This is a genomic window from Janthinobacterium sp. FW305-128 (assembly GCF_020858135.1).
In the GTDB taxonomy this organism is placed as follows: domain Bacteria; phylum Pseudomonadota; class Gammaproteobacteria; order Burkholderiales; family Burkholderiaceae_D; genus Janthinobacterium.
This window is the reverse complement of the sequence record NZ_JACYMK010000002.1, coordinates 344,840-368,362: the sequence shown is the minus strand read 5'-3', so window position 1 is coordinate 368,362 and position 23,523 is coordinate 344,840. Positions and strand designations below refer to the sequence as shown.

The 23,523-nt window shown below is 63.3% G+C and carries 29 protein-coding genes; 21 read left to right on the top strand and 8 right to left on the bottom strand.

The window, feature by feature from the left end; translation table 11 throughout:
• Positions 1-3: 3 nt before the first annotated feature.
• From IGS60_RS06495 to IGS60_RS06480, 4 genes are all read left to right on the top strand, one after another.
• The gene (locus IGS60_RS06495) at positions 4-405 is read left to right on the top strand and encodes a GFA family protein (RefSeq protein WP_230503084.1); all 402 of its coding nucleotides are present in this window, start codon (positions 4-6) and stop codon (positions 403-405) included.
• A gap of 197 nt (positions 406-602) precedes the next feature.
• Positions 603-941, top strand: a complete 339-nt coding sequence (locus IGS60_RS06490; protein ID WP_230503083.1) for a hypothetical protein — start codon at positions 603-605, stop codon at positions 939-941.
• Positions 942-959: 18 nt separating this feature from the next.
• Positions 960-1,781: an OBAP family protein gene (locus IGS60_RS06485; protein WP_230503082.1), complete on the top strand. Its 822-nt coding sequence runs from the start codon at positions 960-962 to the stop codon at positions 1,779-1,781.
• A 54-nt stretch (positions 1,782-1,835) separates the two neighbouring features.
• Positions 1,836-2,084 (top strand): DUF3297 family protein, encoded by a 249-nt coding sequence (locus IGS60_RS06480; protein WP_010398340.1) that lies wholly within the window; start codon positions 1,836-1,838, stop codon positions 2,082-2,084.
• Positions 2,085-2,149: 65 nt separating this feature from the next.
• Here the strand turns inward: IGS60_RS06480 and IGS60_RS06475 are convergent, their stop codons facing one another.
• From IGS60_RS06475 to IGS60_RS06445, 7 genes are all read right to left on the bottom strand, one after another.
• The gene (locus IGS60_RS06475) at positions 2,150-3,022 is read right to left on the bottom strand and encodes a DNA-binding domain-containing protein (protein WP_230503081.1); all 873 of its coding nucleotides are present in this window, start codon (positions 3,020-3,022) and stop codon (positions 2,150-2,152) included.
• Entirely contained in the window at positions 3,012-3,956 is a 945-nt protein-coding gene (locus IGS60_RS06470) for a DUF692 domain-containing protein (RefSeq protein WP_230503080.1), read from the bottom strand. Before IGS60_RS06470 ends, IGS60_RS06475 begins: the two co-directional genes overlap by 11 nt.
• Complete coding sequence (locus IGS60_RS06465) at positions 3,956-5,980, bottom strand: ferritin-like protein (protein WP_230503079.1); 2,025 nt, start codon at positions 5,978-5,980, stop codon at positions 3,956-3,958. The genes IGS60_RS06470 and IGS60_RS06465 overlap by 1 nt, the downstream gene beginning before the upstream one ends.
• A gap of 281 nt (positions 5,981-6,261) precedes the next feature.
• Complete coding sequence (locus IGS60_RS06460) at positions 6,262-6,909, bottom strand: hypothetical protein (RefSeq protein WP_230503078.1); 648 nt, start codon at positions 6,907-6,909, stop codon at positions 6,262-6,264.
• Complete coding sequence (locus IGS60_RS06455; RefSeq protein WP_230503077.1) at positions 6,906-7,772, bottom strand: hypothetical protein; 867 nt, start codon at positions 7,770-7,772, stop codon at positions 6,906-6,908. Before IGS60_RS06455 ends, IGS60_RS06460 begins: the two co-directional genes overlap by 4 nt.
• An 81-nt stretch (positions 7,773-7,853) precedes the next feature.
• Positions 7,854-8,672 (bottom strand): glutaminyl-peptide cyclotransferase, encoded by an 819-nt coding sequence (locus tag IGS60_RS06450; protein WP_230503076.1) that lies wholly within the window; start codon positions 8,670-8,672, stop codon positions 7,854-7,856.
• A gap of 26 nt (positions 8,673-8,698) precedes the next feature.
• On the bottom strand, positions 8,699-9,607 hold the full coding sequence (locus IGS60_RS06445; protein ID WP_230503075.1) for a LysR family transcriptional regulator: 909 nt from the start codon (positions 9,605-9,607) through the stop codon (positions 8,699-8,701).
• A 103-nt stretch (positions 9,608-9,710) separates the two neighbouring features.
• Between IGS60_RS06445 and IGS60_RS06440 the strand changes: the two genes are divergently transcribed.
• Together IGS60_RS06440 and IGS60_RS06435 are read left to right on the top strand one after the other, a co-directional pair.
• A complete protein-coding gene (locus tag IGS60_RS06440) occupies positions 9,711-10,169 on the top strand; it encodes a CidA/LrgA family protein (RefSeq protein WP_230503074.1) in 459 nt (152 codons plus the stop codon).
• Positions 10,166-10,855, top strand: coding sequence for an LrgB family protein (locus IGS60_RS06435; protein WP_230503073.1), 690 nt, complete (start codon positions 10,166-10,168; stop codon positions 10,853-10,855). The genes IGS60_RS06440 and IGS60_RS06435 overlap by 4 nt, the downstream gene beginning before the upstream one ends.
• Here the strand turns inward: IGS60_RS06435 and IGS60_RS06430 are convergent.
• Positions 10,852-11,535: a TetR/AcrR family transcriptional regulator gene (locus IGS60_RS06430; protein WP_230503072.1), complete on the bottom strand. Its 684-nt coding sequence runs from the start codon at positions 11,533-11,535 to the stop codon at positions 10,852-10,854. The two genes, IGS60_RS06435 and IGS60_RS06430, sit on opposite strands and share 4 nt — an antisense overlap.
• Positions 11,536-11,624: 89 nt before the next feature.
• On the opposite strand from IGS60_RS06430, the gene IGS60_RS06425 reads away from it, so the two are divergent.
• From IGS60_RS06425 to IGS60_RS06355, 15 genes are all read left to right on the top strand, one after another.
• Positions 11,625-12,767: an NAD(P)/FAD-dependent oxidoreductase gene (locus IGS60_RS06425; protein WP_230503071.1), complete on the top strand. Its 1,143-nt coding sequence runs from the start codon at positions 11,625-11,627 to the stop codon at positions 12,765-12,767.
• A gap of 79 nt (positions 12,768-12,846) precedes the next feature.
• The gene (gene mnmH, locus IGS60_RS06420; RefSeq protein ID WP_230503070.1) at positions 12,847-13,926 is read left to right on the top strand and encodes a tRNA 2-selenouridine(34) synthase MnmH; all 1,080 of its coding nucleotides are present in this window, start codon (positions 12,847-12,849) and stop codon (positions 13,924-13,926) included.
• A 98-nt stretch (positions 13,927-14,024) separates the two neighbouring features.
• The gene (selD, locus tag IGS60_RS06415; RefSeq protein ID WP_070288454.1) at positions 14,025-15,089 is read left to right on the top strand and encodes a selenide, water dikinase SelD; all 1,065 of its coding nucleotides are present in this window, start codon (positions 14,025-14,027) and stop codon (positions 15,087-15,089) included.
• 25 nt (positions 15,090-15,114) lie between these two features.
• Positions 15,115-15,984 (top strand): putative selenate ABC transporter substrate-binding protein, encoded by an 870-nt coding sequence (locus tag IGS60_RS06410; protein ID WP_070218836.1) that lies wholly within the window; start codon positions 15,115-15,117, stop codon positions 15,982-15,984.
• A gap of 169 nt (positions 15,985-16,153) precedes the next feature.
• Complete coding sequence (locus IGS60_RS06405; protein WP_230503069.1) at positions 16,154-16,966, top strand: phosphonate ABC transporter ATP-binding protein; 813 nt, start codon at positions 16,154-16,156, stop codon at positions 16,964-16,966.
• 17 nt (positions 16,967-16,983) lie between these two features.
• A complete protein-coding gene (locus tag IGS60_RS06400; RefSeq protein ID WP_230503488.1) occupies positions 16,984-17,796 on the top strand; it encodes an ABC transporter permease in 813 nt (270 codons plus the stop codon).
• On the top strand, positions 17,793-18,590 hold the full coding sequence (phnE, locus tag IGS60_RS06395; protein WP_230503068.1) for a phosphonate ABC transporter, permease protein PhnE: 798 nt from the start codon (positions 17,793-17,795) through the stop codon (positions 18,588-18,590). The genes IGS60_RS06400 and phnE overlap by 4 nt, the downstream gene beginning before the upstream one ends.
• A gap of 25 nt (positions 18,591-18,615) precedes the next feature.
• Complete coding sequence (locus IGS60_RS06390; protein ID WP_230503067.1) at positions 18,616-18,981, top strand: hypothetical protein; 366 nt, start codon at positions 18,616-18,618, stop codon at positions 18,979-18,981.
• A 57-nt stretch (positions 18,982-19,038) separates the two neighbouring features.
• On the top strand, positions 19,039-19,680 hold the full coding sequence (locus tag IGS60_RS06385) for a hypothetical protein (protein ID WP_230503066.1): 642 nt from the start codon (positions 19,039-19,041) through the stop codon (positions 19,678-19,680).
• Positions 19,677-20,174: an N-acetyltransferase gene (locus IGS60_RS06380; RefSeq protein ID WP_230503065.1), complete on the top strand. Its 498-nt coding sequence runs from the start codon at positions 19,677-19,679 to the stop codon at positions 20,172-20,174. The genes IGS60_RS06385 and IGS60_RS06380 overlap by 4 nt, the downstream gene beginning before the upstream one ends.
• Positions 20,175-20,401: 227 nt before the next feature.
• Positions 20,402-20,752, top strand: a complete 351-nt coding sequence (locus IGS60_RS06375; protein WP_070288460.1) for a hypothetical protein — start codon at positions 20,402-20,404, stop codon at positions 20,750-20,752.
• A gap of 114 nt (positions 20,753-20,866) precedes the next feature.
• A complete protein-coding gene (locus tag IGS60_RS06370; protein ID WP_071654374.1) occupies positions 20,867-21,253 on the top strand; it encodes a hypothetical protein in 387 nt (128 codons plus the stop codon).
• Between the two features lie 131 nt (positions 21,254-21,384).
• Positions 21,385-21,615, top strand: a complete 231-nt coding sequence (locus IGS60_RS06365) for a hypothetical protein (protein ID WP_230503064.1) — start codon at positions 21,385-21,387, stop codon at positions 21,613-21,615.
• A 351-nt stretch (positions 21,616-21,966) separates the two neighbouring features.
• A complete protein-coding gene (locus IGS60_RS06360; protein WP_230503063.1) occupies positions 21,967-22,650 on the top strand; it encodes a hypothetical protein in 684 nt (227 codons plus the stop codon).
• Positions 22,651-23,499, top strand: coding sequence for a phosphodiester glycosidase family protein (locus tag IGS60_RS06355; protein WP_070288463.1), 849 nt, complete (start codon positions 22,651-22,653; stop codon positions 23,497-23,499). It begins immediately after the preceding gene.
• The last annotated feature ends 24 nt before the right edge of the window (positions 23,500-23,523 follow it).

Sequence of the window (23,523 nt, the reverse complement as noted above, 5' to 3'; positions counted from 1 at the left end):
CAGATGAAAAAAACCTACCATGGCAGCTGCCACTGCGGCGCCGTGCGCTTCGCGGCCGAGATCGACCTGGCGGCCCCCAGCCTGCACTGCAACTGTTCCTATTGCCTGAAAATCCGCTGCTGGGCCAGCCAGGTGCCGCCCGCCGACTTCCGGCTGCTGGCCGGCGAAGGCGACTTGAGCGCATACCGCTTCGGCGCCGGCCGCGAACGCCACTATTTTTGCCGCCACTGCGGCGTACGTCCGTTTGGCTACGGCGATTCGCCCCGCAGCGGCCCGTTTGTCGGCATCGGCGTGAACTGCCTCGACGATGCGGCGGCGGCCGAGCTGGCCCGGGTGCCCGTCACCTTTGTCGATGGCTGGCATGACGACTGGGACAGGCCGCCGCAGGAAACAGGGCACTTGTAAACAATGCAAATGTAGAAATGGTTGTCAGCTACGCCGGAGTTTTCCTACGTGGCGACAAGGAGTGTCCCTATGGTTAAGCCCGACGCTTGCAACGAGAATGGTCTCAACGGTGCTGCACGGCGCCGGAGCTCAGGCAGGAACATCCAACCCAATATTGGAGCGGATGACGACGCAGACTAACCTTAGGGGACATGATCATGACTTCGAACAGCAACGACAAATCCGGCAGCCAATCGGACAAACAGCAATCGGGCAGCCAACAGTCGGACAAACAGTCCGGCAGCCGCCAATCGTCGGGCGGTACCCAGGGCGGCACGCACGAGCAGCACGTCGAGGCGGGCCGCCAAAGCCACAAGAATGACGCCGACAAGCAATCAGGCTCACAAGGTTCGCAGCAGTCGGGCCAGCAATCGGGCCAGGGCAAGAGCGGTGGCGGCAGCCAGCAATCGGGTTCCGGCTCCGGCACGCGCGGCGGCACGCATGAGCAGCACGTGGAAGCGGGACGTCAAAGCCACAAGAATGACGACAAATCCTGATTTCGCAGGCACGGCCCGATGCTGCTGGTCGACATGAAAGCGCTGAAGGCCATGCTGTGCGCCGGGCTGGGCATGGGCCTGGCCGCCTGCGGCGCCAGGAATACGGCATCGAACGTGGAGGCCCCGGGCGCGCCAGCCGGGGTCTCCACGCGCGTGCTCGATGCTGGCGCCGACGCCCTGCAAGCCCGGCCGCCCATTGCGGCCCTCAATGCCTATCTCGACGGTTTTCATTTCTACAACGGCAATCTGCGCGGTCAGATGGAGGCGCACCACTATTGCACCATCGTCAATGAAGAGTTGATTCAATGCGTGATTTACGACGGCAACGTCAAGGATGCCAAGCTGATGGGCGTCGAATACATCGTCAGCGCCAGGCTGTACCAAGGTTTGCCTGCGGCGGAAAAAGCGCTGTGGCACAGCCATGTGCATGAAGTGAAGTCGGGCCAGCTGATCGCGCCCGGCATACCTGCCGTGGCGGAAAAGGCGCTGATGCAAAAGCTGGTGGGCACCTACGGCAAGACCTGGCATACCTGGCACACGGATCTGCACAAGACCTTGCCGCTGGGCGTGCCGCAACTAATGATGGGCTTTACAGCCGACGGCCAGGCCGATGCCGCCATGGTCGCCGCGCGCGACCACCGCTTCGGCATCGATTCGGCCGAAAAACGCCGCCAGCGAACCGACATCGCCGCGCCCGCCATCGTTGCCGGTGCCGACGCCTGGCAGCACGGCACGGTCATCCAGCTGGCCGACCCGACGGGAATGCCGCACAGTTCATCATCACCGCCGCCGCCATCCACGCACACGGCCGCGCCCGCCATTTCGCGTCCATCTAGATAGACGGCGTGCGAAAGGCCGTTGTCTGGATCGGCATTCTGGGCGATAATTACGCCCATGAACGATACCACTACCTTACCCCCATTGCCCGATCGCCTGTCGATCGACCCGAGCAGCCCTTACCACGTTGCAGCCGTGTTCGAGAACGACGTCGGCATCCGCTTCAACGACAAGGAACGTCTTGACGTGGAAGAATATTGCATCAGCGAACGCTGGATCAAGGTCGCTTCCACCAAGTCCCTCGACCGCCGCGGCCGTCCGCTGCAGATCAAGCTGAAGGGCAAAGTCGAAGCGTTTTACCGCTAAGCAACACCTGCAGTTGTCATCGAGGCCGATTTTCATCGGCCTTTTTTGCGTCCGCCGCTTTCCGCTCAGGCAGCGCTGGTGACCAGCCCGGCCGCGGCCGCCATGGGCAGCCACAGCATGGCGTCGGCCAGCACCTCGTCCGGCGCCCTGCCGCTGGACCGTGCCGCCTGCTGCGCGCACTGCGCCAGCGGCGCGCCGCCGGCCAGCGCCTGCAGGCAGTCAAATTGCCACGGCTGCAGCTCTTGCATGGCAAGCTGGTAATGCATGCGCGAAATGGCCACAAAGGCGGGACCGGCCTGCGGCTGGGCCGGCACGGCGGCGTCCGGCGCGCCCTGCACCTGTTGCCAGAATTCACACAAGGGAAATGACAGGGCCAGCAGCCGCGTGCACGGCGTCAGGCGCCAGGCCGGCGCATTTCCCAAAAGCAAGTCCAGACCGGAAGGCAGGACGGGCTGCGCCAGTTTTTCCAGCCCCGGCGCCCTGCCCGCCTCGCTGCGCGCCCGCTCCAGCCGCGCCAGTTCGACGGGAAAGCGCAAGACGTCCCCCTGCGCGCCGGCGGCACCCTGGCTGGCGGCGAGAAAATCGGCAAAGCCGCCGCCCAGGTCATACAAGGTCGGGGAAGCGGACGGGTGGCGCCAGACATAGGCGCGGGCAAAGAAGGCGAACAGCTCGTCGCCCATGACCTTGCGCAAGACAGGATAGTCGGCCTGCAGGCATTCGAGCAGACGCTGCACGTAGCCGTCCGCATGGATGTGCAGCGGCGCCGGCCCGCCCCGCGCCCGCTTCAACACTTGCTCCTGCGTCAAACCGTGGCGCTCGCTGGCCAACTGCGCGCCGCGCGCCGCACCGCCCGGCGCCGTCATGGCCGTCAGGAACCACGATTGCAATTGCGCCAGCGGTGCGTCCGCGCGCGCGTCGCCGTCGGCGCTACGGGGCATGGGCGGCCTCCAGGTGAAAGCCCAGCGGCGCCGAGACGGCGGCCAGGCTCGCCGTGGCCGTGGCCGTGGCTGGTACGGCATCGGAAAACTCTCCCCGCCCGGCCGCGCGCGCCTTGTCGAGCTCGGCCAGCAGCTGCGGGTACGCCGGAATGTCCGCATCCCATTCCAGCAGGGCCGACACGCCCCCCGTCAGTTGCTGCGCCAGCGCGTACAGGCGCCAGACGGCGGCCGGCACGGGGGCGTCGTGGGTGTCGATCAGCATGGCGCCGCAGACGGTGGGCCCGGCCAGGTGAATTTGCACGATGTGCGCGTGCGGCAACTGGCGGATGTAGGCGGCCGCGTCATAACCATGGTTATGCGCGCTGACGTGGACATTATTAACGTCGAGCAAGAGTCCGCAGCCCGTGTCCACCGCCAGGCGGCCCAGGAATTCCCATTCCGGCATGCTGGACTGGGCAAACTCCACGTAGGTGCTGGGGTTTTCCAGGATCAGGGGGCGGCCCAGGAATTCCTGCACTTGCCGCACTCTGCCCGCCACATGGCGCAGGCTGGCCTCGTCCAGCGGCAAGGGCAGCAAGTCGTGGCTGTTGAGCGAGGCGGCGCCCGTCCAGCACAAATGGTCGGAAATCCACGCGGGGCGGATCTCGGCGGCCAGCTGGCGCAGCTTGCGCAGGTAGGCCAGGCTCAAGGGATCGCTGCTGCCGATCGACAGCGACACGCCATGCATGACGATGGGCACCTGCGCCGCCACCTGCTCGAGCACGTGGCGCGCATAGCCGTGGTTGTCGATGAAATTCTCGCTGATGATCTCGAACCAGTCCACCTGCGGACCGTGTTCCAGGATGTGCGCGTAATGGGGCGGGCGCAGCCCCACGCCCAGGCCAAGATTCGGCAGGCCCAGGCGCGGCCGCGCCTCGTGCAGGATGCCCCGCATCAGGTCGACGGCGGCAAGGCCAGGCGCAGGTCGGTGGGCGCCGGCGGCGCGCCCACCGGCGTGCCGCGCGCGGCCATCACCTTGCCGTAGGCTTCCCAGGCCTTGTCGTAGACATTGTCGCCGAGCGCAAAGCGCATGGTCTGGCCCAGCGGAATGCTGCGGTGCTCGGGCGCGGGACCGAAATCGTACAAGGTCATGGTGGCGGGTTCGGGCGGGTCCTTCTTCGTGGTGTTCGGATACAGCTGCGAGGCCGAAATCGGCACGGCGCAGCCGCCGAAGCCGCCGCATTTGTTGTCGCTGGGCGCGCTGTAGACTTTATCGTCCTGCGGCGGCGGTGGCGGCACGTAGCACTCGCTGCCAGGCGCCGCGGCAGCCTTGACCGAATGGCCGCAGGACGAGCCGCCCGTGTCGGCCTGGGCAAAGCCGCAGCCGCCCTGGGCGTGGCAGCCGTTGGAGCCGCGGCACGTATGGTAGACGGCCAGCGCGGCGCAGGTGGACGAGGCCTCGCCCTCCAGATGCATGCCCTGGCAGGCGTGGTACAGCACGCCTTTCTCGGCCAGCGGCACGCCCGTCGCCAGGTTCGGCGCCTGGCCCAGCACGGCCCAGCAAATGGCCATGCGGTCGCCCGCGCCCACCATCGACGGATACGGGAATTCCAGTTGCTGGTTCAGCCAGTACTTGTCCAGCACGGAAGTGATGCCATAGATGGCGCCCGTGGCCACCGTGCTCAGCATCCCCAATGTGCCGCTGGTATCCTTCAGGCGGTTCAGGGCACCCGCCACGGCAGCGGGCGCGGGGATGTTCTTCGGCGCGGTGGCCGGGTTGTAGCGCTCGTTGGTCAGCATGGCTTCGCTCCAGCGCCCGCCTTCCTTATGCCAGCCGGCCCAGGTCTGCACTGGCAGCATGGCCTTGACCTGACCGAAACGCTCGTAGTGATCGAACGGGGCGCTGTCGTGGCGCGCGGCCGCATCGCGCGATTCGGCGTCCTTGCCATTGTTCGCGTACGACGGGTAATCGCACTTCAACGCGGCCAGGTCTTCGCGGTAGTCGGGCTGCACGGCCATCAGGCGCTGCCCTGCGTCACGGCGGTAGCGCTGGATGGCCGTGTCGCTGCCCTCGCCCTGGTCCGTGATGGCCGCCATCATGTCGATGGCCTTGTTGAACGAGCCCGTCTGGCCGCCATCCTGGTCCTGCGGGCCGAAGCAGGTGTCGAACTTGGGAAACTCCGCCTTGGCGTGGCCCGGCACCTGGCTGTTGAACATGTCCTGCTGCACCGAGCCGTTGACGAACAGTTTTTGCCACAAGGTCTGGCCATCCGTGTATGCGATGCTGATATAGCGCGCATAGCACTCATACATGTAGCCGATGGTACCGAACTGGGGTAGATCATGCACGTGCTTGCCCGGCGTCCAGCCCACGAACGGTACCTCGGGGAAATATTTGGTGTGGTTGTGCGCGTCAAACTTCGCCAGCTGGGCGCGCGCCTGCTGTTCCGGCTGCTCGATGGCGAGGAACAGGTCGCACTGGTTATCGTTCAGCTCTTCCAGGTTGACGCGCACATGGCGGTAGCCGGCCGTGTCCTGCAAGTCGACGATGTGCGGGATCACCGTGCAATCCTTGCCGTAGCAAGTCCAGCCGTGGTCCTGCGACTGCAGCTCCGACCCCGTGAAGCATGGCGCCGTGCCGATGGCCGTGGCCAGGTTGGCCGCCATCTGCAGGTGCAGCATCTCCTGGATGAAGACGCTGAAGATGATATTGAAGGCCTTCTGCTCCTTCAGTTCGGGCCGGGCCGTGGTGCCCATGCCCGGCCACTGGCGGCCTTCGTAGTAGCTGATGCCTTGCGAGTTGATCTGGTGCGTGCCCTGGATCGAATACATGGTGGCCATGTATAGGGGAATGGTGAACAGTTCCACGCTGACGGCTGCCTGGGCGATGGCGCGCACTGCCGCCGTATCGGTGTCCAGCATGTCGAGCGGACGGTTGCTGATGGCGGCCTGGGTGCTTCCTAAAACGGGCATTTTCATTCTGTCTCTCCACAGGAACGATGCGTCTCGGATATCGGGCCGGGCTGCGCCATCTGCGTGCGCTGCTCACGGCACGGAAATCATACGCCTGAGAAAGATATTTTTGCGGCAATATTTATATGCCGGCCGACGCATTGAACTGCGCCTATGCAGCCGGCCTTGCACCATGAAAATAACCGTTTCAGGCTGTCATTCGATGACAATTGAATAGAATCGACGAAACGCGCGCGTGTATAAGCAGCGCACCGGCCATGGCCGGCGCGTCGCTTGCATGATGATAGTCAAGCGGCCGGCGGCGGCTGGAAGGCGCAAAAGCCGGGCCACTGGTCGCGGCTGTCGCACACTTTCAGGCAGCCTTGATTGCCCTTGAACGTGGCGACAACCTTGATGGGAAAGCCATACAGTGGCGTGGTGGCCAGGAAGGCGGACGGGCAGCTTTGCTCATTGCTGAAGCGGAAAGTGATTTCTTCGCGGCGGCCCTTGCGCGCAAAGCTCAGCATGAAGGTTTCATTGCTGTTCCACTGCACCTTGCCCGGCACGCGGAAACGATAGCGCGGACTGCCCGGCTGCTGGCCCTCGAGTTTCTGTCCGAAGACGCGGCTGCTGGCCGTGGCCGTTTCCACCTTGGCGATCGGATAAGGCACGGCAAACATGTAGGTGCCCGCGAAACCCTGGTCGAAGCCCAGGCCCTTCTGGTAGAACGGCACGACGATATGCGGCGCACCTGCGTATTCCACGCTGTTGCGCGCTGTCATGCGCGACGTCAGCTTGTCGTCGGGCGCTTGCCCGAAGACGACGTCCACTTCCACCAGGGCCTGGCTCTTGTCGATGTCTTGTGCCAGATAATCCCTGGGGGCGATCTCGCTGTGCACGCAGCCGGCCAGCAAGACTGCGGCGAGGCAGCCGGCGATGAATTGAGGGTAGCTCATGGCTGTTTTCCTTCCGGCGGCGCGGAACTGAGGCCCAAGCCCGTCACTTGCCAGCCGCCCTTGCCTTGTTTCCATTGAAATTGCTGGCCGAACCAGGCCAGTTCCAGCTCGCGCCGGATGCGGTTGCTATCCGTGCGGCCCTGGCGCGCCTTGATGGCGGCGCCCGCCTGCGCGGAAGCGGCCTGCGACAAGGGTTTCAGCCATCGTTGATACGTGTCGGACGGCAAGGCCAGCACGCCGGCCACGCCGTCGTCGCGCGTGGCGACGATGATCCCCACCTTCGTCAGCGCATTCGTCAGCGTATTCGTCAGATAGGCGCCGCGCCGCCCGTCGGGCGAGACGGAGACCAGCATGGCGGACGCGTAATCGCCGGTGACGCCGCCAGCCACGTCAAACCACAGCAGCTCGCCCGTGCCCGTGTCGAGCGCGCGGCCGTCGCGGGCAAACAGCAGCATCTCGGGACGGCCCGGCTGCGGCACGCCCCATTCGGGGTCGCGCTCCGTGCGCACCATGCTGTCGCGCTGCAAGGGACTGATGGGGCGCATCAGCGGTTCACCATTCTGCACGCCGATGAGGATGGTGCCCTGGCCCGTATAGCCCTTGGTGAATGCCAGCAGCATGGGCTGGCCCTCGCGCGTCGCTTTTAGCGGGCGCACCTCCACCACTTCGCGCGCGCCGCCGGGCCAGTAGCCGTGCTTGCGGAAAGTCAAGGTAACGAGCGGGGCGTGGCGGTCGCGCGTGACGACAAAGTCGCCGTATTGCTGCATCACCGGCAGGTATGGCGCTTGCGCCTGCGCGGCGGGTACGATGGCGGCGGCCAGGATGGCTGCGGCCGCCAGGCGGTGTAAAGAAAAGAACAGCATGGCATCCTGTAAAGGTCGCACTGGGCGAAGGGTCGCCATCATAAACGATTCATCGCCAGCAACACTGTCCGATAGCCAACATCAACGGCGCTGGATTTCGATCAGCTCGATTTCGAACAGCTTGGGCCACAGTTTGCCCGTGACAAACAAACGCTTGCCGCGCCCATCCCAGGCGATGCCGTTGAGCACGGCATCGGGATTGGCCGTGCCCCGCTGCTCGGGCGGCAGCAAGCCCGTCAGGTCGATCCAGCCCACGACCTTGCCGCTGGCGGGATCGATGCGGGCGATCACGTCCGCGCCCCACACATTGGCGAACAGTTGCCCGTCGACCATTTCCAGCTCGTTCAGCCGGTCGATGGGCCGCCCTTCGGCTTTCACTTCGAAGCGGCGCACTTCCTTCAGGGTTTTCGGATTGAGCACGCGGATGGCCGACGTGCCGTCGCTCATGTAGACAAATTGATTGTCGCTGGCCAGGCCCCAGCCTTCGCCCGGGTAGCTGAATTTACGTTTCAATTTGAAGGTCTTCACGTCGAAGACATAGCCCGTCTGCGAAATCCACGTCAGGCCCAGGAGCTCATCGCCCACATCCGTGATGCCTTCGCCAAACACATTCTTGTCGAGCATGCTTTTCTGCAGCACCTTGCCCGTCGTCAATTCCACCTTGCGCAAGGAGGACTGGCCATTCTGGCCCGTGCTTTCATACAGATGGCCATCCTTGAACAGCAAGCCTTGCGTGAACGCCTGGGGGTCGTGCGGATAGGTGTTCTTGACGAAATAACCATACACGGGCAAGGCGGCCTGGGCGTAGCCCATTTCGCTCATCAGGCCCACGGTGCATAACAATCCCAGCAGCAATGAGCCGGCCGTGCGTTTAAGTCTGGTATTGACGTTGATGTTCATCGGGTCGGGCGGAAGTTGGCGAGCGCCTATTGTAAACGTGCCGCGTCCGCCATGCGCGCCCTGACGAGCTCCAGCCAGGCGCGCGCCGCGAACGACAGCCGCCCGCCCCGGCGCCAGGCCAGCATCAAATTCCACTCCACGGGCGGGCCGTCCAGGGGGATGACGTCAAATTGCGCCGGTTCCAAGGTGTCGCAATACATCTTCGGCAGCAGGCAGATGCCCACGCCCAGCCGCACCAGCGAGGCAATAAAGTCCCACTGGCCGCTGCGGCCCGTGATGCGCGGCGCGAAACCGGCCCGCTGGCAGGCATCCTGCACGATGTCGTTGAGGGCAAACGCGGCGCCATAGAAGATGAAGGGGCTGTCGGCCAGCTCGGCCAGGGCCACGGACGAGCGGCCTTGCCACGGCGAGCCGGGCGCCGCCAGCAAGCACAGCGGCGAGCGCACGAGGGGCAAGGCTTCGAAATCCTGCCAGGTGGCGGCGTTGCCCGGATAGTCGAGCATGGTGCCCAGCTCCACCGTGCCGGTGCGCAAGTCGCGTTCGATCGCCTGCGTGCCGCTTTCATACATTTTCAGTTCGATGCCCGGATAGCGCTGGTGGTATTCGGCCAGCCATGGCGCCAGGGTCGAGTGCGTCTGCGGCGACACGCCGACCCGCAATTCTCCCCGCTCCAGGTGTTGCAGGTCGCGCAATTCCACCTTCAGTTCCGCGTGCAGGGCCAGCAGTTCATGCGCGCGCGACAGCACCACCTTGCCCGCGTCCGTCAGCGTAAAACGCTTGCCCGCGCGGTCCAGCAGGGCCAGGTCCAGCGATTGCTCCAGCTGTTGCACCATCTTGCTGACGGTGGGCTGCGTCACGTGCAGCCTGGCGGCCGCGCGCGTAAAACTGGCTTGCTCGACCACTTCGACGAAGTAGCGCAGGGAGCGGATATCCATGATGCATTCCAAAATAGAATGATAATCATGAGTTTAAGTCATTTTATCTTTTGATGTGGGCTCACTACAATGAAAACCTCCCCCATCCGTTTGAAAGCCCGCCGTGAAAGCCGTCCCTTGTTCCACCGCCGCCCCACTCTCCATCCCCGTCTGGCGCCAGCCCGCGCAGACTGCGTGGCAAGTGGGCATTTTGATTGCCGCCTGGTGGCTGGCCGACGCGGCCGCCTCCGCCCTGCACTTGCCGTTCTCCGGCGGCGTCGTGGGCCTGTTCGTGCTGGTGGCCCTGCTGCTGGCGGGCTGGGTGCGCCCCGCCGCCATCGAACTGGGCGCGAACTGGCTGCTGGCAAATATGCTGCTGTTCTTCATACCGCTGGTCGTATCCGTGGTGCAATTTACGCAACTGTTGAAGTCGCAAGGTCTGATGCTGTTCGTAAATATCGGCCTGGGCTTTGCCAGCGTGATGCTGGCCACGGCGCTGACGGTGGAATGGGTATGCCGCTATGAACGCAAGTTGCGTCTGAATAAGCTGCTGCGCCAGCGCGCCGCGAGGGCGTCAGCATGAGCACCCTGCTGCTGTCCCTGCTGTTCCTGCTGCTGACCCTGGTGCTGTTTTATGCCAACCAGGCCGTGCACCGCCGCCACCCGCATATCTTGCTGACGCCCGCCATCTGCACTTCGGCGATATTGATCGTCATCGTGCAGGCCACGTCGACCCCGTTCGCCACGTATTTCGGCGAGACGCGCTGGCTGCCGTGGCTGCTGGGGCCAGCGACGGTGGCGTCTGCCTTGCCCATCTTCCAGGAGCGCAAGCTGATCCGCAAGCACTGGCTGGCCCTGTCGCTGGGCAGCTGCGCCGGCATCGTCGCGTCCGTGGCCACCACCCTGCTGCTGGACCGGCTGCTGGGCGTGCATGGCGACATGGCGCGCAGCCTGCTGGCCCGTTCCGTGTCGACGCCGTTCGCGCTGGAAGCGTCGCGCCACATGGGCGGCTCGGCCCAGCTGACGGGCATCTTCGTGGTGATGACGGGCTTGTTCGGCTTGATGCTGGGCAAGCCGCTGCTCAAACTGCTGCCCTTGCGCATGCGCATCGCCCGTGGCGCCCCGTATGGCGCGGCCGCGCACGGCTTCGGCTTGTCCGTGGCGCGCAGGGTCGGCACGGAAGAAGGCGCCGTGGCCAGCCTGACGATGATCTTTTCCGGTGTCGTGACGGTGCTGCTGGCGCCGCTGCTGGGGCATTTGCTGGGCTAGCGGCCCGCTTGCAGCGCCTGCATGCCATGCACGATCAGGTCGATGCCCGCGAAAAAATCCTCGCGGTCGTCGTGCGCGCGCAGCTGACCCGCCACCTTGCGGGCAAACGGAAACGCCTGCGCATCGAGGCGTGACCAGGCGCCCGCCAGGGTGTCGAGGAAATGCGCGCGTTCCAGGCCCTGTTCCCGGGCGATGACGGCATTGGCCGCATTCTGCCCGCTCACGCCCAGCAGATAATTGAGCAAGGCGCATGCCGCCATCCACTGCCGGTCCTGCGGCACGCCCAGCGCATCGACCTGCCGTCCCAGGCGTTCCAGGATGCGCACGGTGGGCAGCTGGCCCGGCGCGCGCGACAGGGCCGAGCCCAGCCACGGATGCGCATCCATCGCCTCGAACATGGCCAGCGCCACGGCGCGGATGCCCGCCTGCGGCGTATCGCCAGGCGGGGCGGCCTGCATGGCGCGGGCGACGATGGCGTCGCTGGCGGCCGTGAACAGGTCGTCCTTGTCGGCCACGTGCCAGTAGATGGCGCCCGCCCCTGTGGCCAGGCGCGCGGCCAGGGCGCGGAAGGTCAGGCCGCCCTCGCCCGCTGTGTCGAGCAGGGCGATGGCGGCGTCGATGATGGTGTCGCGCGTCAGCGAGTCGGCGCGTCGTGGTGGGTTCGCTACGGTATGGGGCATCGCTTATCTTGACACAGATGATGGCTTGCCGCAAAATTCTTCTGGAACGCCGTTCCACTACTATTTTGAACACCACCTGAAAGATCACCATGCAAATCGCCATCATCGGCGCGGGCCTGGGCGGGCTGATGCTCGCCCGCGTGCTGCACGTCCACGGCATCGCCGCCACCGTGTATGAAGCGGACGCGTCGCCCCAAGCGCGCCGCCAGGGCGGCATGCTCGATATCCACGAGGAAAGCGGCCAGCAAGCGCTGCGGGCGGCCGGCTTGCACGACGCCTTCCGCGCCCTCATCCATGCGGGCGGCGAAGCGAGCCGCGTGCTCGACCAGCATGGCACGGTCCTGCACGACGAGGGCGACGATGGCACGGGCGGGCGTCCCGAAGTGCCGCGCGGCGAACTGCGCCGCATCTTGCTCGATGCCTTGCCTGACGGCTGCGTGCGCTGGGGCCACAAATTGACCAGCGTCGCGACGCTGGACGGCGGCAGGCACATGCTGAACTTTGCGCATGGCGCCTCGGCGGCCAGCGATCTGCTGGTGGGCGCGGACGGCGCCTGGTCCCGGGTGCGGCCGCTGCTCTCCAGCGCGCAGCCCGCCTACAGCGGCATTGCCTTCATTGAAACGTATCTGTTCGACAGCGACCGCCGCCACCAGACAAGCGCGCAAGCCGTGGGCGCTGGCGCCCTGTTCGCGCTGACGCCGGGCAAGGGCATCCAGGCCCACCGCGAAGCCGATGGCGTGCTGCATGCGTATGTGGCCCTGAGTAAACCCGAAGAGTGGCTGGCAGGCATCGATTTTGCCGATCCCGCCGCCGCGCGGGCAGCCATCGCCGCCCAGTTTGCCGGCTGGGCGCCGGCGCTCACGGCCCTGATCACGGACGCGGACACGCCGCCCGTGCCCCGTCCCGTGCACCTGCTGCCCGTCGACCACCGCTGGCAACGCGTGGCAGGCGTGACCTTACTGGGCGACGCGGCCCATTTGATGGCGCCGGCCGGCGAAGGCGCCAACCTGGCCATGCTGGACGGCGCCGAGCTGGCGCAGGCGCTTGCCGCGCACCCAAGCGACGTGGAAGCGGCCTTGCTGGCATATGAAACGGCGCTGTTTGCGCGCAGCAGCGCGGCCGCGGTGGAGTCGGAACGCATCCTGCGCCTGTGCTTTGACGACGACGCGCCGCATAGCCTGGTGCGGTTCTTCACAGGCATGCGGGACGCCGGCCCGGCACGCACAGTGTGAACGGCGGCGCCAAAGCCCCACGCCAGCGGCCTTTATCGGGGATAATACGTCTTTCCCCATTCCAAGCAGCCGCGCCACGATGAAATACCCCGCAGTCCTTCCCTTCAGCGACATCCTGCCACGCCTGCATGAATTCGACGCCATCATCGACGTGCGCAGCCCGTCCGAGTTCGCGGAAGACCACTTGCCGGGCGCCATCAACCTGCCCGTGCTCGACGACGAGCAGCGCGTTCGCGTCGGCACGCTATATAAGCAGACCAGCGCCTTCGAAGCGAAGAAGCTGGGCGCGGCGCTGGTGGCGAAGAATATCGCGCGGCATATCGAAGACGGTTTCCTCGGTCACCCGCACGAATGGAAGCCGCTCGTCTACTGCTGGCGCGGCGGCAACCGCAGCGGCGCCATGGCGCACATCCTGGCGCGCATCGGCTGGCCCGTCACGCAACTCGATGGCGGCTACAAGGATTACCGGCGCCACGTGAATGCCGAACTGGCCACCCTGCCCGAGCGCTTCGACTTCATCAATGTGCTGTGCGGCCCCACGGGCAGCGGCAAGAGCCGCTTGCTGCAAGTGCTGGACCGCCAAGGCGCGCAGGTGATCGACCTGGAGCGATTGGCAGCGCACCGCGGCTCCGTGCTGGGCGGCTTGCGCGAGGAAGACCAGCCCTCGCAAAAGGCGTTCGAGAGCGCGCTGTGGCAGCAGTTGCGCCAGTTCGACCCGGCATTGCCCGTCTTCATCGAATCGGAAAGCAAGAAAGTGGGCCGCGTGCGCGTGCCCGACGCGCTGATGGCAAAAATGCGCGCGGCCGCCTGCACGGACGTGCGGCTGGCCACGGAGCAGCGTGTGCAATTGCTGATGCAGGACTATGAACATTTCGTCGGCGACCCGGAGCGCCTGAACGTGCAGCTGGCCCTGTTGACGCAACTGCATGGCAAGGAGAGAATTGCACACTGGCAGCAGCTGGCCACGGCGGGCCAGATGGCCGAGCTGGTGGAAGAGCTGCTGGTCCAGCACTACGACCCCGTCTACCGGCAATCGATCGCCCGCAACTTCAGCCGCTACGCCCAGGCGACGCCGCTGGTCTTGCCCGATATTTCAGAACATGCCTTTGAGCAAGCCGCGCGCGCGTTGTGTGGTATTGTCGGCACTAATTCCCCCTAAAGACGCAGTGCCGGGGTCGGACCCTGAGAGTCCGACCCCAGACCTTGCGTTTGGGGTAAAAATGATCATCGTTGTACACAACATCAGCAGGAATTTCCATGTCAGATAGCGCAGCAACATCCAATACCCCCATCCGATTGACCGAATTTGCCCATGGCGGCGGCTGCGGCTGCAAGATCGCGCCCGGCGTGCTGGCCGACATTTTAAAGGGCAGCGGCGGCTTTCCCCTGCCGAAAGAATTGCTGGTCGGCATAGAAACCTCCGATGACGCGGCCGTCTACCAGCTCAACGACGAGCAGGCGCTGATCGCCACGACGGATTTCTTCATGCCCATCGTCGACGACCCGTTCGACTTCGGCCGCATCGCCGCCACCAACGCCATTTCCGACGTGTACGCGATGGGCGGCACGCCCATCATGGCGCTGGCCCTGGTCGGCATGCCGATCAACAAGCTTCCCGTGGAAACCATCGGCCTCATCTTGAAAGGCGGCGAAACCATCTGCGCCCAGGCCGGCATCCCCATCGCGGGCGGCCACACCATCGATTCCGTCGAACCGATCTATGGCCTTGTCGTGCTGGGCCTCGTGCACCCGTCGCAAGTGAAGCGCAATGCGGGAGCGCGCGCCGGCGACAAACTGGTGCTGGGCAAGCCGATCGGCGTGGGCATCCTGTCAGCCGCGCTGAAGAAGAATGCACTGGACGCGGATGGCTACGCTTCCTTGATCAACAACACCACCAAATTGAATACCCCAGGCAAGAAACTGGCCCTGCTCGACGGCGTGCATGCGCTGACGGACGTGACGGGCTTCGGCTTGCTGGGCCACACGCTGGAACTGGCGCGCGGCGCCAAGTTGCAGGCGCGCATCGCCATGGCTGACGTGCCGCTGCTGCCGCAAGTGCAGCAACTGGCGCAGAATGGCAACATCACGGGCGCCTCGGGCCGCAATTGGCAGGGTTACGGTGCGCAAGTGGCGCTGGCCGACAGCCTCAGCGCCATCGACAAGGCGATCCTGACGGACCCGCAAACGGCCGGCCCCCTGCTGGTGGCGTGCGCGCCGGAAGCCGTCGAGCACGTGCTGGCGATTTTCCGCGCCGAAGGCTTTGGCGACGCCGTCGTCATCGGCGAGATGCAGGATGGCACGACCGGTGTTTCCGTATATTAATGAACAATCTTTCAAAGGCAGTCCCATGACCACATTCTCCAACAAGTTCCCCGCCATCCTGGCCACCGTCGCCGCCACCCTGGCCATCCACAGCGGCCTGGCGCAGGCGCAGCAAGTATTGCGCGTGTCCGCCATCCCCGACGAAGCGCCGACGGAATTGCAGCGCAAGTTCAAGCCGCTGGGCAGCTATCTGGAGAAAAAGCTGGGCATGAAGGTGGAATTTACGCCCGTCACCGATTACGCGGCGTCCGTGGAAGGCTTGATCAATCACAAGCTCGACATGGTCTGGTTTGGCGGTTTTACGTTTGTACAAGCCAACGTGCGCAGCGGCGGCAAGATCGTGCCGCTGGTGCAGCGCGAGGAAGACACGAAATTCCGCTCCGTGTTCGTGACCACCAGCAAGGACATCAATCAATTGTCCGACCTGAAAGGCAAGAATTTCACGTTCGGCTCGGAATCGTCGACCTCGGGCCATTTGATGCCGCGTTACTATTTGCTGGCCGCCAAGATCAACCCGGACACGGACATGAAACGCATCGCATTCTCGGGCGCGCATGACGCCACCGTGGCGGCCGTGGCCGGCGGCAAGGTCGATGCGGGCACCTTAAACATTTCCGTATGGGAAAAGCTGGTCGAAGCGAAAAAGGTCGATCCAAGCAAGGTGCGCGTGTTCTACACGACACCCGGCTACTACGATTACAACTGGAGCGTGCGCGCCGACATGAACCCCGTCGTGCGCAAGAAGCTGACGGACGCCTTCCTGGCGCTGGACCCATCGACGGCCGAAGGCAAGGAAATCCTCGAGTTGCAGCGCGCCACGAAATTCATCCCGACCAAGGCCGAGAACTACAAGGATATCGAAGCGGCCGCGCGCGATGCGAAGCTGTTGAAGTAGACTACGTCGACGCGTTTTATCGTAGGTCGGATTAGCGGCAAAGCCGCATAATCCGACACAAGCGATAATGCCAACAATGTTGTCGGATTACGGCCTCCGGCATAATCCGACCTACGCTGCCGTCGCATGGCGTAATCCGACACACCAACGCCCCCATACCGAACATCGCATGACATTCCAACTTCACAAGGTCAGCGTCCACCACGCGGGTGCCGCCGGCAATGCGCTGGCCCTGCGCGACGTGGACCTGGACGTGGCCCAGGGTGAACAGATCGCCCTGATCGGCCCTTCCGGCGCCGGCAAGACCAGCCTGCTGCACACCTTGGCCTGCGCGCTGCGCCCGGCATCGGGCACATTGCACATCCTTGGCACGTCGCCCTGGCAAGTCGGCAGCGGCGAACGCCACGCCTTGCGCGCGCGCCTGTTCCTGGCGCCGCAAACGCCGCCGCTGCCGCCGCGCCAGCGCGTCGTCAACGCCGTGCTGGCGGGCCGCTTGCCGCAATGGAGCTTGTGGACGGCCATCCGTTCGCTGCTGGTGCCCGTCGATCCGCGCGCCGCATGGGAAGCGCTCGGCAAATTCAACCTGCAGGATAAACTGTACGCCAGGGTCGACCGCCTGTCCGGCGGCGAACGCCAGCGCTGCGGCATGGCGCGCGCGCTCGTGTCGGGTGCCCAAGTCTTCCTCGTCGACGAACCGCTGTCCGCGCTCGACCCCACCCTGGCTTTGCAGACGATCCATGTGCTGCAGGCGGAAGCGACGGCGCGCAACGCCACCCTGATCTGCAGCCTGCACCAGGTGGAAATCGCGCGCGCCAGCTTTACGCGCATCGTCGCCTTGCGTGACGGCCAGATCGTCTTCGACTTGCCTGGCAGCGAGGTCAGCGACGCCATGATCGCCGAGCTGTACCGCAACAAGGTCGACGCCGCGCCCCAGTTCGAATCGGTGGAAGCGAATCTGGACGCCGCGAGGCCCCTTTGCTGAAGAGCGCCGACGCCGCCATGCCGCGCGACCCCGCCTGGCGCGGCCGCCTGAGCGGGGCTGCCATCGTGCTGCTCGTGCTGTGGCCGATGCTGGTGCAGGCCGAATTCAAGCCGTGGATACTCTGGGATACGCAAAGCCTGGCAGCCACCTGGCAATTCATCGCCAGCTTCGTGCCGCCCGCCCACTCGCCGGAATTTTTGCAGCTGGTGGCCATTTCCAGCTGGGAAACCATCGCCATGGCCACGGCCGGCATGGCCGTGGCCATGCTGGGCGCCATTCCCCTGACCTTGCTGGTGACGGAGCGCTTGTCGATCTCGCGCATCGGTTCCGGCCAAGTGTCGCCGCTGGCCGCCGCCGTGCGCCACGCCGTCCGTGCGCTGCTGGTGCTGCTGCGCAGCGTGCCGGAACTGGTCTGGGCCTTGCTATTGGTACGCATCGTGGGACTGGGGCCGACGGCGGGCGTGATCGCCATCGCCCTCACGTATTGCGGCATGCTGGGCAAGGTGTATGCGGAAATCCTCGAATCGTCGGACGCCGCCGCCTGCAACGCGCTATTGAACAACGGCAGCGGCAGATTAAAAGCCTTGCTGTACGGCGCCCTGCCCGAATCGGCCGCCGAACTGGTGTCGTACACGATCTACCGCTGGGAATGCGCGATCCGCGGCTCCGTCGTCATGGGCTTTGTCGGCGCGGGTGGCCTGGGCCAGCGCATGGATGAATCGATGAAGATGATGGCAGGCAATGAATTGGCCACCATGCTGATGGTGTTTGTGCTGCTGGTGGCGGGCGCCGATGCCGTGTCCGCCATGCTGCGCCGGAGGCTGACATGAAGACGGAGCCGATGTTGCCCGCCCCTGCCCCCGTGCGCTGGTCGACCTGGGCCTTGCTGGCCGGTTTAGTGCTGCTGGTCATCGCCAGCTTCGCCACCCTGCCCCTGAAATGGGGAGAATTCTTCAGCGCCGACGCCGTGCGCACGAGCGCCGATTTCCTGCACGGCTTCGCCCCGCCCGAGCTGGCCACCCCCTTCCTGATGAAAGTCGGCGTGGCGACGTTCGAAACCCTGGCCATGTCGGCCATCGGCACGGTGATTGCCGCTTTCCTGGGTGCGCTGCTGGCCCTGCCCGCCAGCGGCCGTTTTGGTCACTTGGCACGCAACGCGACGCGCGGCGTGTTGAATGTGCTGCGCTCGATCCCGGAACTGGTGTGGGCCTCAATTTTGCTGATCGCCGCCGGCCTGGGCCCGTTCGCCGGCACCCTGGCCCTGGCCCTGCACACGGTGGGCGTGCTGGGCCGCTTGTTTGCCGACGCCTTCGAAAATTGCCCGCCCTTGCCGGCAGCCACCCTGCGCATCAACGGCGCCCGGCCTGCGGTGGCCTTTTTGTACGCGACCTTGCCGCAGTGCGGGCCGCAGATGATGTCCTACACTTTGTACCGCTGGGAAAACAATATCCGCGCCGCCGCCATCCTCGGCGTCGTCGGTGCGGGCGGCCTGGGGCAGATGCTGAAATACCATCTGTCGCTGTTCCAGATGCAGAACGCCGCCACCGTCATCGTCGCCATGCTGCTGATGGTGGCCGCCGTCGATGGCCTCAGCTACCTGCTGCGCCGCGCCATGACCCGCTAATTTTCACTTTTCACAAGGAATGCCCATGTCAGGCTGGTGGACGATTATCTCGACAGAAACGCCGGAACAAATGGCCGATATGACGAAGGTCAACAAGGAAGCGTTTCTCGCCACGTGGGAAGCGGGCCTGTTCGGCGCCGACTGGATCGCGCAACTGTGTGAGCAAGGCAAGGCGACCCAGCTGGCCTTCAACGGCTTCCCCAACCGCTACACGGCCTCGGCGGACGTCATCGCGCCCCTGCTGCTGGCGGGCATCGCCGAAGCGCAGGATGGCGAGTTTCCGCAGGACCAGCTCACAGGCTGGCCCGGCAGCATTACCGTGTATCCAGAGCGCATCACCGCCTGCGCGCCCGGGCAGCTGCTGACCATCGAAGTGTGGGACCAATCGTAAATGATGATCAGAGGCAAATGATTTACACTGGCAGCTGAACAATAAAGGAGTCCATGCATGGGATTGGCAATAACAGTCGGCGCTCTGGCCGATCTGCACGAAGAAGACCCGGAAGGCGCGCAATGGTTGGCCGATTCCCTGGCGCAAGCGAACGCCCTGCTGCAAAAAGCGGGCTTGCCGCAGCATGGCGAACCGCTGGTCTTGCCGCAACTGCAGTCGCGCGCAGCGCTTGATTCCTTTCCATACAGCTACCTCCATTATTTGCGCCGCGCGTATGCGCATGCGGTCCAGGATGGGCAATGGCAGGCCACGCCGCTGGCCGAAGGCGAGGATCCGAGCGAAGATCCGGTGCTGGAAGCGGCGCAGGATGACCTGGACAGCCACCTGCTCTGCCATTCCGATTGCGAGGGCTTTTATTTTCCCCTCGTCTTCGACCACGTCATTTTTGCCGATGAGGAACATGAGCTGCTGGGCGGCATGCTCGGTTCTTCGTACAGCCTGCGCGCCGAACTGGTCACGGTGGCGCCCGCGCTGCGCATTTTCCTGCTCGGCGACGAGTTGAGCGATGAAGAGGCGGCACGCATCAATGCACGCATCGACGACGAAGACGGTCTCGAGCGCGAACTGATCGCCTGGCTGGCCGCGTATGAAGCATGCCGGCTCAGCATCGAACACAAGACGGCGATCGTCTTCAATTGAGCCTGCTGATACGCCCCACCGCCGCCAGCGACTGGCCGGCGCTGAAAGCCACGCGCCTGGCCGCGCTGCTCGACGCCCCCACGGCCTTTGGCGCCAGCCACGCCAGCGCGGCCGCTTTTTCCGATGCCGACTGGCAGCAGCGCGCCACCAGCACGCCGCAGCGCACGTTTTTCCTCGCCTTTGACGGAGAACAAGCCATCGGCCTGGCCGCGCAAGTGGTGGCCGGCAATGGCGAATGCCATTTGATCGCCATGTGGGTACAGTCCGCATATCGGGGCCTGGCCGTGGCGCAAGGCCTGGTCGAGGCCGTAAAACAATGCGCCGTGGACAACGGCCACGTTCGCCTGGTGCTCGACGTGGCGCCCGGGAACGCCCGTGCGGCGGCGTTTTACCAGAAGCAGGGGTTTGTCTTTTTGCCCGAATGGGAAGCGCTGGAAAGCCATCCGCATATCCGCGTGCAGAAGATGGAGTGGCTGGCGCCGGCTAGCCGGTAGTTTGCTGATAGTAGCCCAGGCCCTGACACCGCTGGAACTGTCGGGGCGCGCATACAACACGATGTGAGCAAAATTGTGGGGACGGCAGCAAACGACGCAATGATCCTGTTAATATTGCCAAATACTTAAATGACTGGCGCCATCCGACGGACAAGTGCCACGCCATTCAAGCATGACGGATGTATTTTCCTGCCCCGCAGGCCACTCTTGCATAGACTGTCAACACCATGAAAAAACTGCTCCTGGGCGCCCTCGCCGCCTGCTGCGCGCTGCATGCCGGCGCCGCCCCTGTCGAAGACTTCATCGGTACCTGGAAACTGGAACGCACCACCGTCCCGAACTATGTCGTCATCAAACAGGAAGGCGAGCGGCTCGTGGCGCTGCGCTACTCGCGCAATGTGCTGACCAACAAGATCACCGAGCGGCGCTTTCCCGCCAGCTATGCGAACGGCGACGTCACCATCGCTGCGGGCGAGACCATCATCGAAGCGCGCAGCGTGAATGACGTGGCGACCGTCAAGACGCTGGCGGAAGCGTACAAAAAGATTTCGTCCTCCACGGCCGCACCGACTAGTTAAGGAATGGCGCAGATTTGAGTCACATCATCATCCGCCAGCGCTATCCGGGTGCAAAAGATGGAGTCGATAGCGCCGGCATGAGCGCAATCAGTTGGCACACCCCGAGGATGAAGCGTGTATGACTGGATTTTCGACGCCATCGTCTGGGTCGTTCGCCTGCTGGTCTATAACGTAGTAGGAACGGTCATCGAAAAACTGTTCTATTGGCCGGGCTGGGCAATGCTACGGCTGCTCACCCTGGGCCATTACCCTCCGGCAAGAGGGCTTCCTCACCATCATTTTGCCGTCGCCCTGTTTACTGCAATAGTCATTGCTTCCGGCTTGCTGATGGCATGGGGCATAAATACAGTTGGGCGTATTTGGGGGAAACAGCGATTTCAAGCACTTCATTCATCCCAGTTGACACTCCGTCTTAAAAACCTGCCTTTACAGGTGTTTTTTTCCATACTCACATTGATGAGTAGAAAGATTGGGTATGCGTGCACGACAAGGCCGAGCTGACCGTGAACCGCAAGGCGGGTCCCGTCAGATGGACACACTACGTCAGGAGCACGGCGGCCAGTGACACGCTCCGCCGCCTGGGCGACCTGCGGCTGGCCTGCGAAGTCCATTGAACCATCGACAAGGACAACTTGCCTTTTGCGATGAGCACGGCGAAGAGCGCACTGGTCGGCCCCTGCAATTTCGTGTCGCAAAAAGGCACCTACAGCTTTGCCGAAGGGTGGCGCATCACGGCTGCGACGATCAGCTTCAACGGCAAAAGCGCGCCCGTGCCATTCAGCGGCAAGTCGTTCACGCAGCCGCTGCGAGAGCAGGACTGGGACAATGACAGTATGATCGAACTGGCATTCGACCTCAATTAGCTTTCGCAAGTATTTCACTGATCCTGCCGCTGACGTGCTTGAGTATCCTGCACGGCCGGCCCCGCGTTCGATATGGCGCGCTGCGGTGAGAAAACTCCTCCATCTACTGAACCGCTTATCAACACCTGCGGGTGCTGTGCTGGTCTGCCGGATGACGCCGGCGCAAGCCGTGCATGGGAATCGGAAATAACGGCCATTTAGCAGCATATCTAGATATTTATCAGGATCTGAGCAACTGCAACTGCAAGAATTAACATTCACGGCAGTGCAAGCTTGGGTACGATGGGCTTTCAAGACATTGATTAATCATATTCCTTTGCTGCCATCGTTATTTATCTCCGGAGCGACCACATGGAAGCATCCAGCAACGAGCGTGATTCCAGCCAGAAGGAAGCTGATTTTAATGCCCAGATGGAGCTGTACGTCAGGCGCAAGTTAAAAATCTTTGGCGCACTAATTACAATACTGACATTTCTCTTTGGCGCGCTTGGAGTCGCAGGGATCGGATACAAGGAAATCTTTTTCACGCCGTTAATAAAATATATCTATCCTCCCTCGGTGATACGTGACGAATTGCTGAAATTGAGCGGCGATACGAATAGCAAGGAATCGAGTGCCCTGAAAAGCAATGTCCTGGACTTTCTGCATGACCATGTGGACTCGGGCTATACCAAGGTGATGATTCTGCCAGCCAAGGGGAAATTCAATGACAACAATATCCCTTTCTATTCAACTCCGGAACAGGAAGTCGAACTGACCATCTACGTCGATACGGAACAACTGGACTTCCGATATGTGGCAACGGTGGACCAGAAACCGATCGATGACGACGGGGGGAGCGACCATTCCATTCCAATGAGCCGTCCCGTTCTGAATATCTCGCTGGCCAGGAAACTCAATTTTGATGAGTTCTCCAAACATAAAAGATTGCCCAACCTGCATTTGCTATCGATCAGTCCGACCGATGTGCAGAAAAAGGATGTCATCATTACATGTGTGATTATCGTCAGGAACAAAAAAATAAGGCAACAATAAATGTCCCACTTCAAGACACGACTGGTTTACCTATGCATCTCGGTGCTGGCGAGCATGGCAATGTCGTTGGCGCATGCAGTCAATTCCTTGCAGTACAAAACAGTGGCTCCCGGAATAGAGATCGGCGATATCACCCTCGCAGCGAACAAAAACATCGCTGATTCCGTGAATTTCCATGTTATCCGGGTCAATCCGGCGCTGGTGCACATATCGGTTGTCGACGTACGTTACTTGTCCAATCCGCATGACAAGAATTCCATGCAGGTCGCCTACAGCCTGCGCGAAGTGATGCGGCTTATTACACCTGTTGCGGCAATTAACGGTGGTTACACGCGGTCCCTCATCAAGCCGATACCGACCGGTTTGATTTTGTCGGAAGGCAAGCCCACGTCGAAAATCATCAACGATTCCACGAAAATCAGGGGCGTTGTCTGTATCCACCGCGATGGACGCGTCGCCATCGATGAAATCAGCACCATCGCTACAGCCGACTGCCTGTCTGCCATTCAATCAGGTCCGATGGTCATCGAGAAAAATGGCGTCAACGGCATTCGCAAGACGCAACAAGCGGTCAAGGCCATCCGTTCGCTGGTTGGCATCGATCAAAAGGGGTGGATGTACCTGATACAGACGACGAGCGCCTCACTGTTCGACCTGGCGGAGATACTTCGCCCGGGTGGCGCCCTGAACACTGAGCTGAGCGCCGCCCTCAATCTTGACGGAGACATCGATTCAGGGATGATGGTCAGAGAGGAGAACGGTACCCGTATCTTTGGCAACGTGGATGCGGTCATACCCAGCGCCCTGGTCATCCATTCGCTCCCGTATCGCGCCAGGCGCCAGAAATAAGCGCAATGCCGTAACAGCTGCACC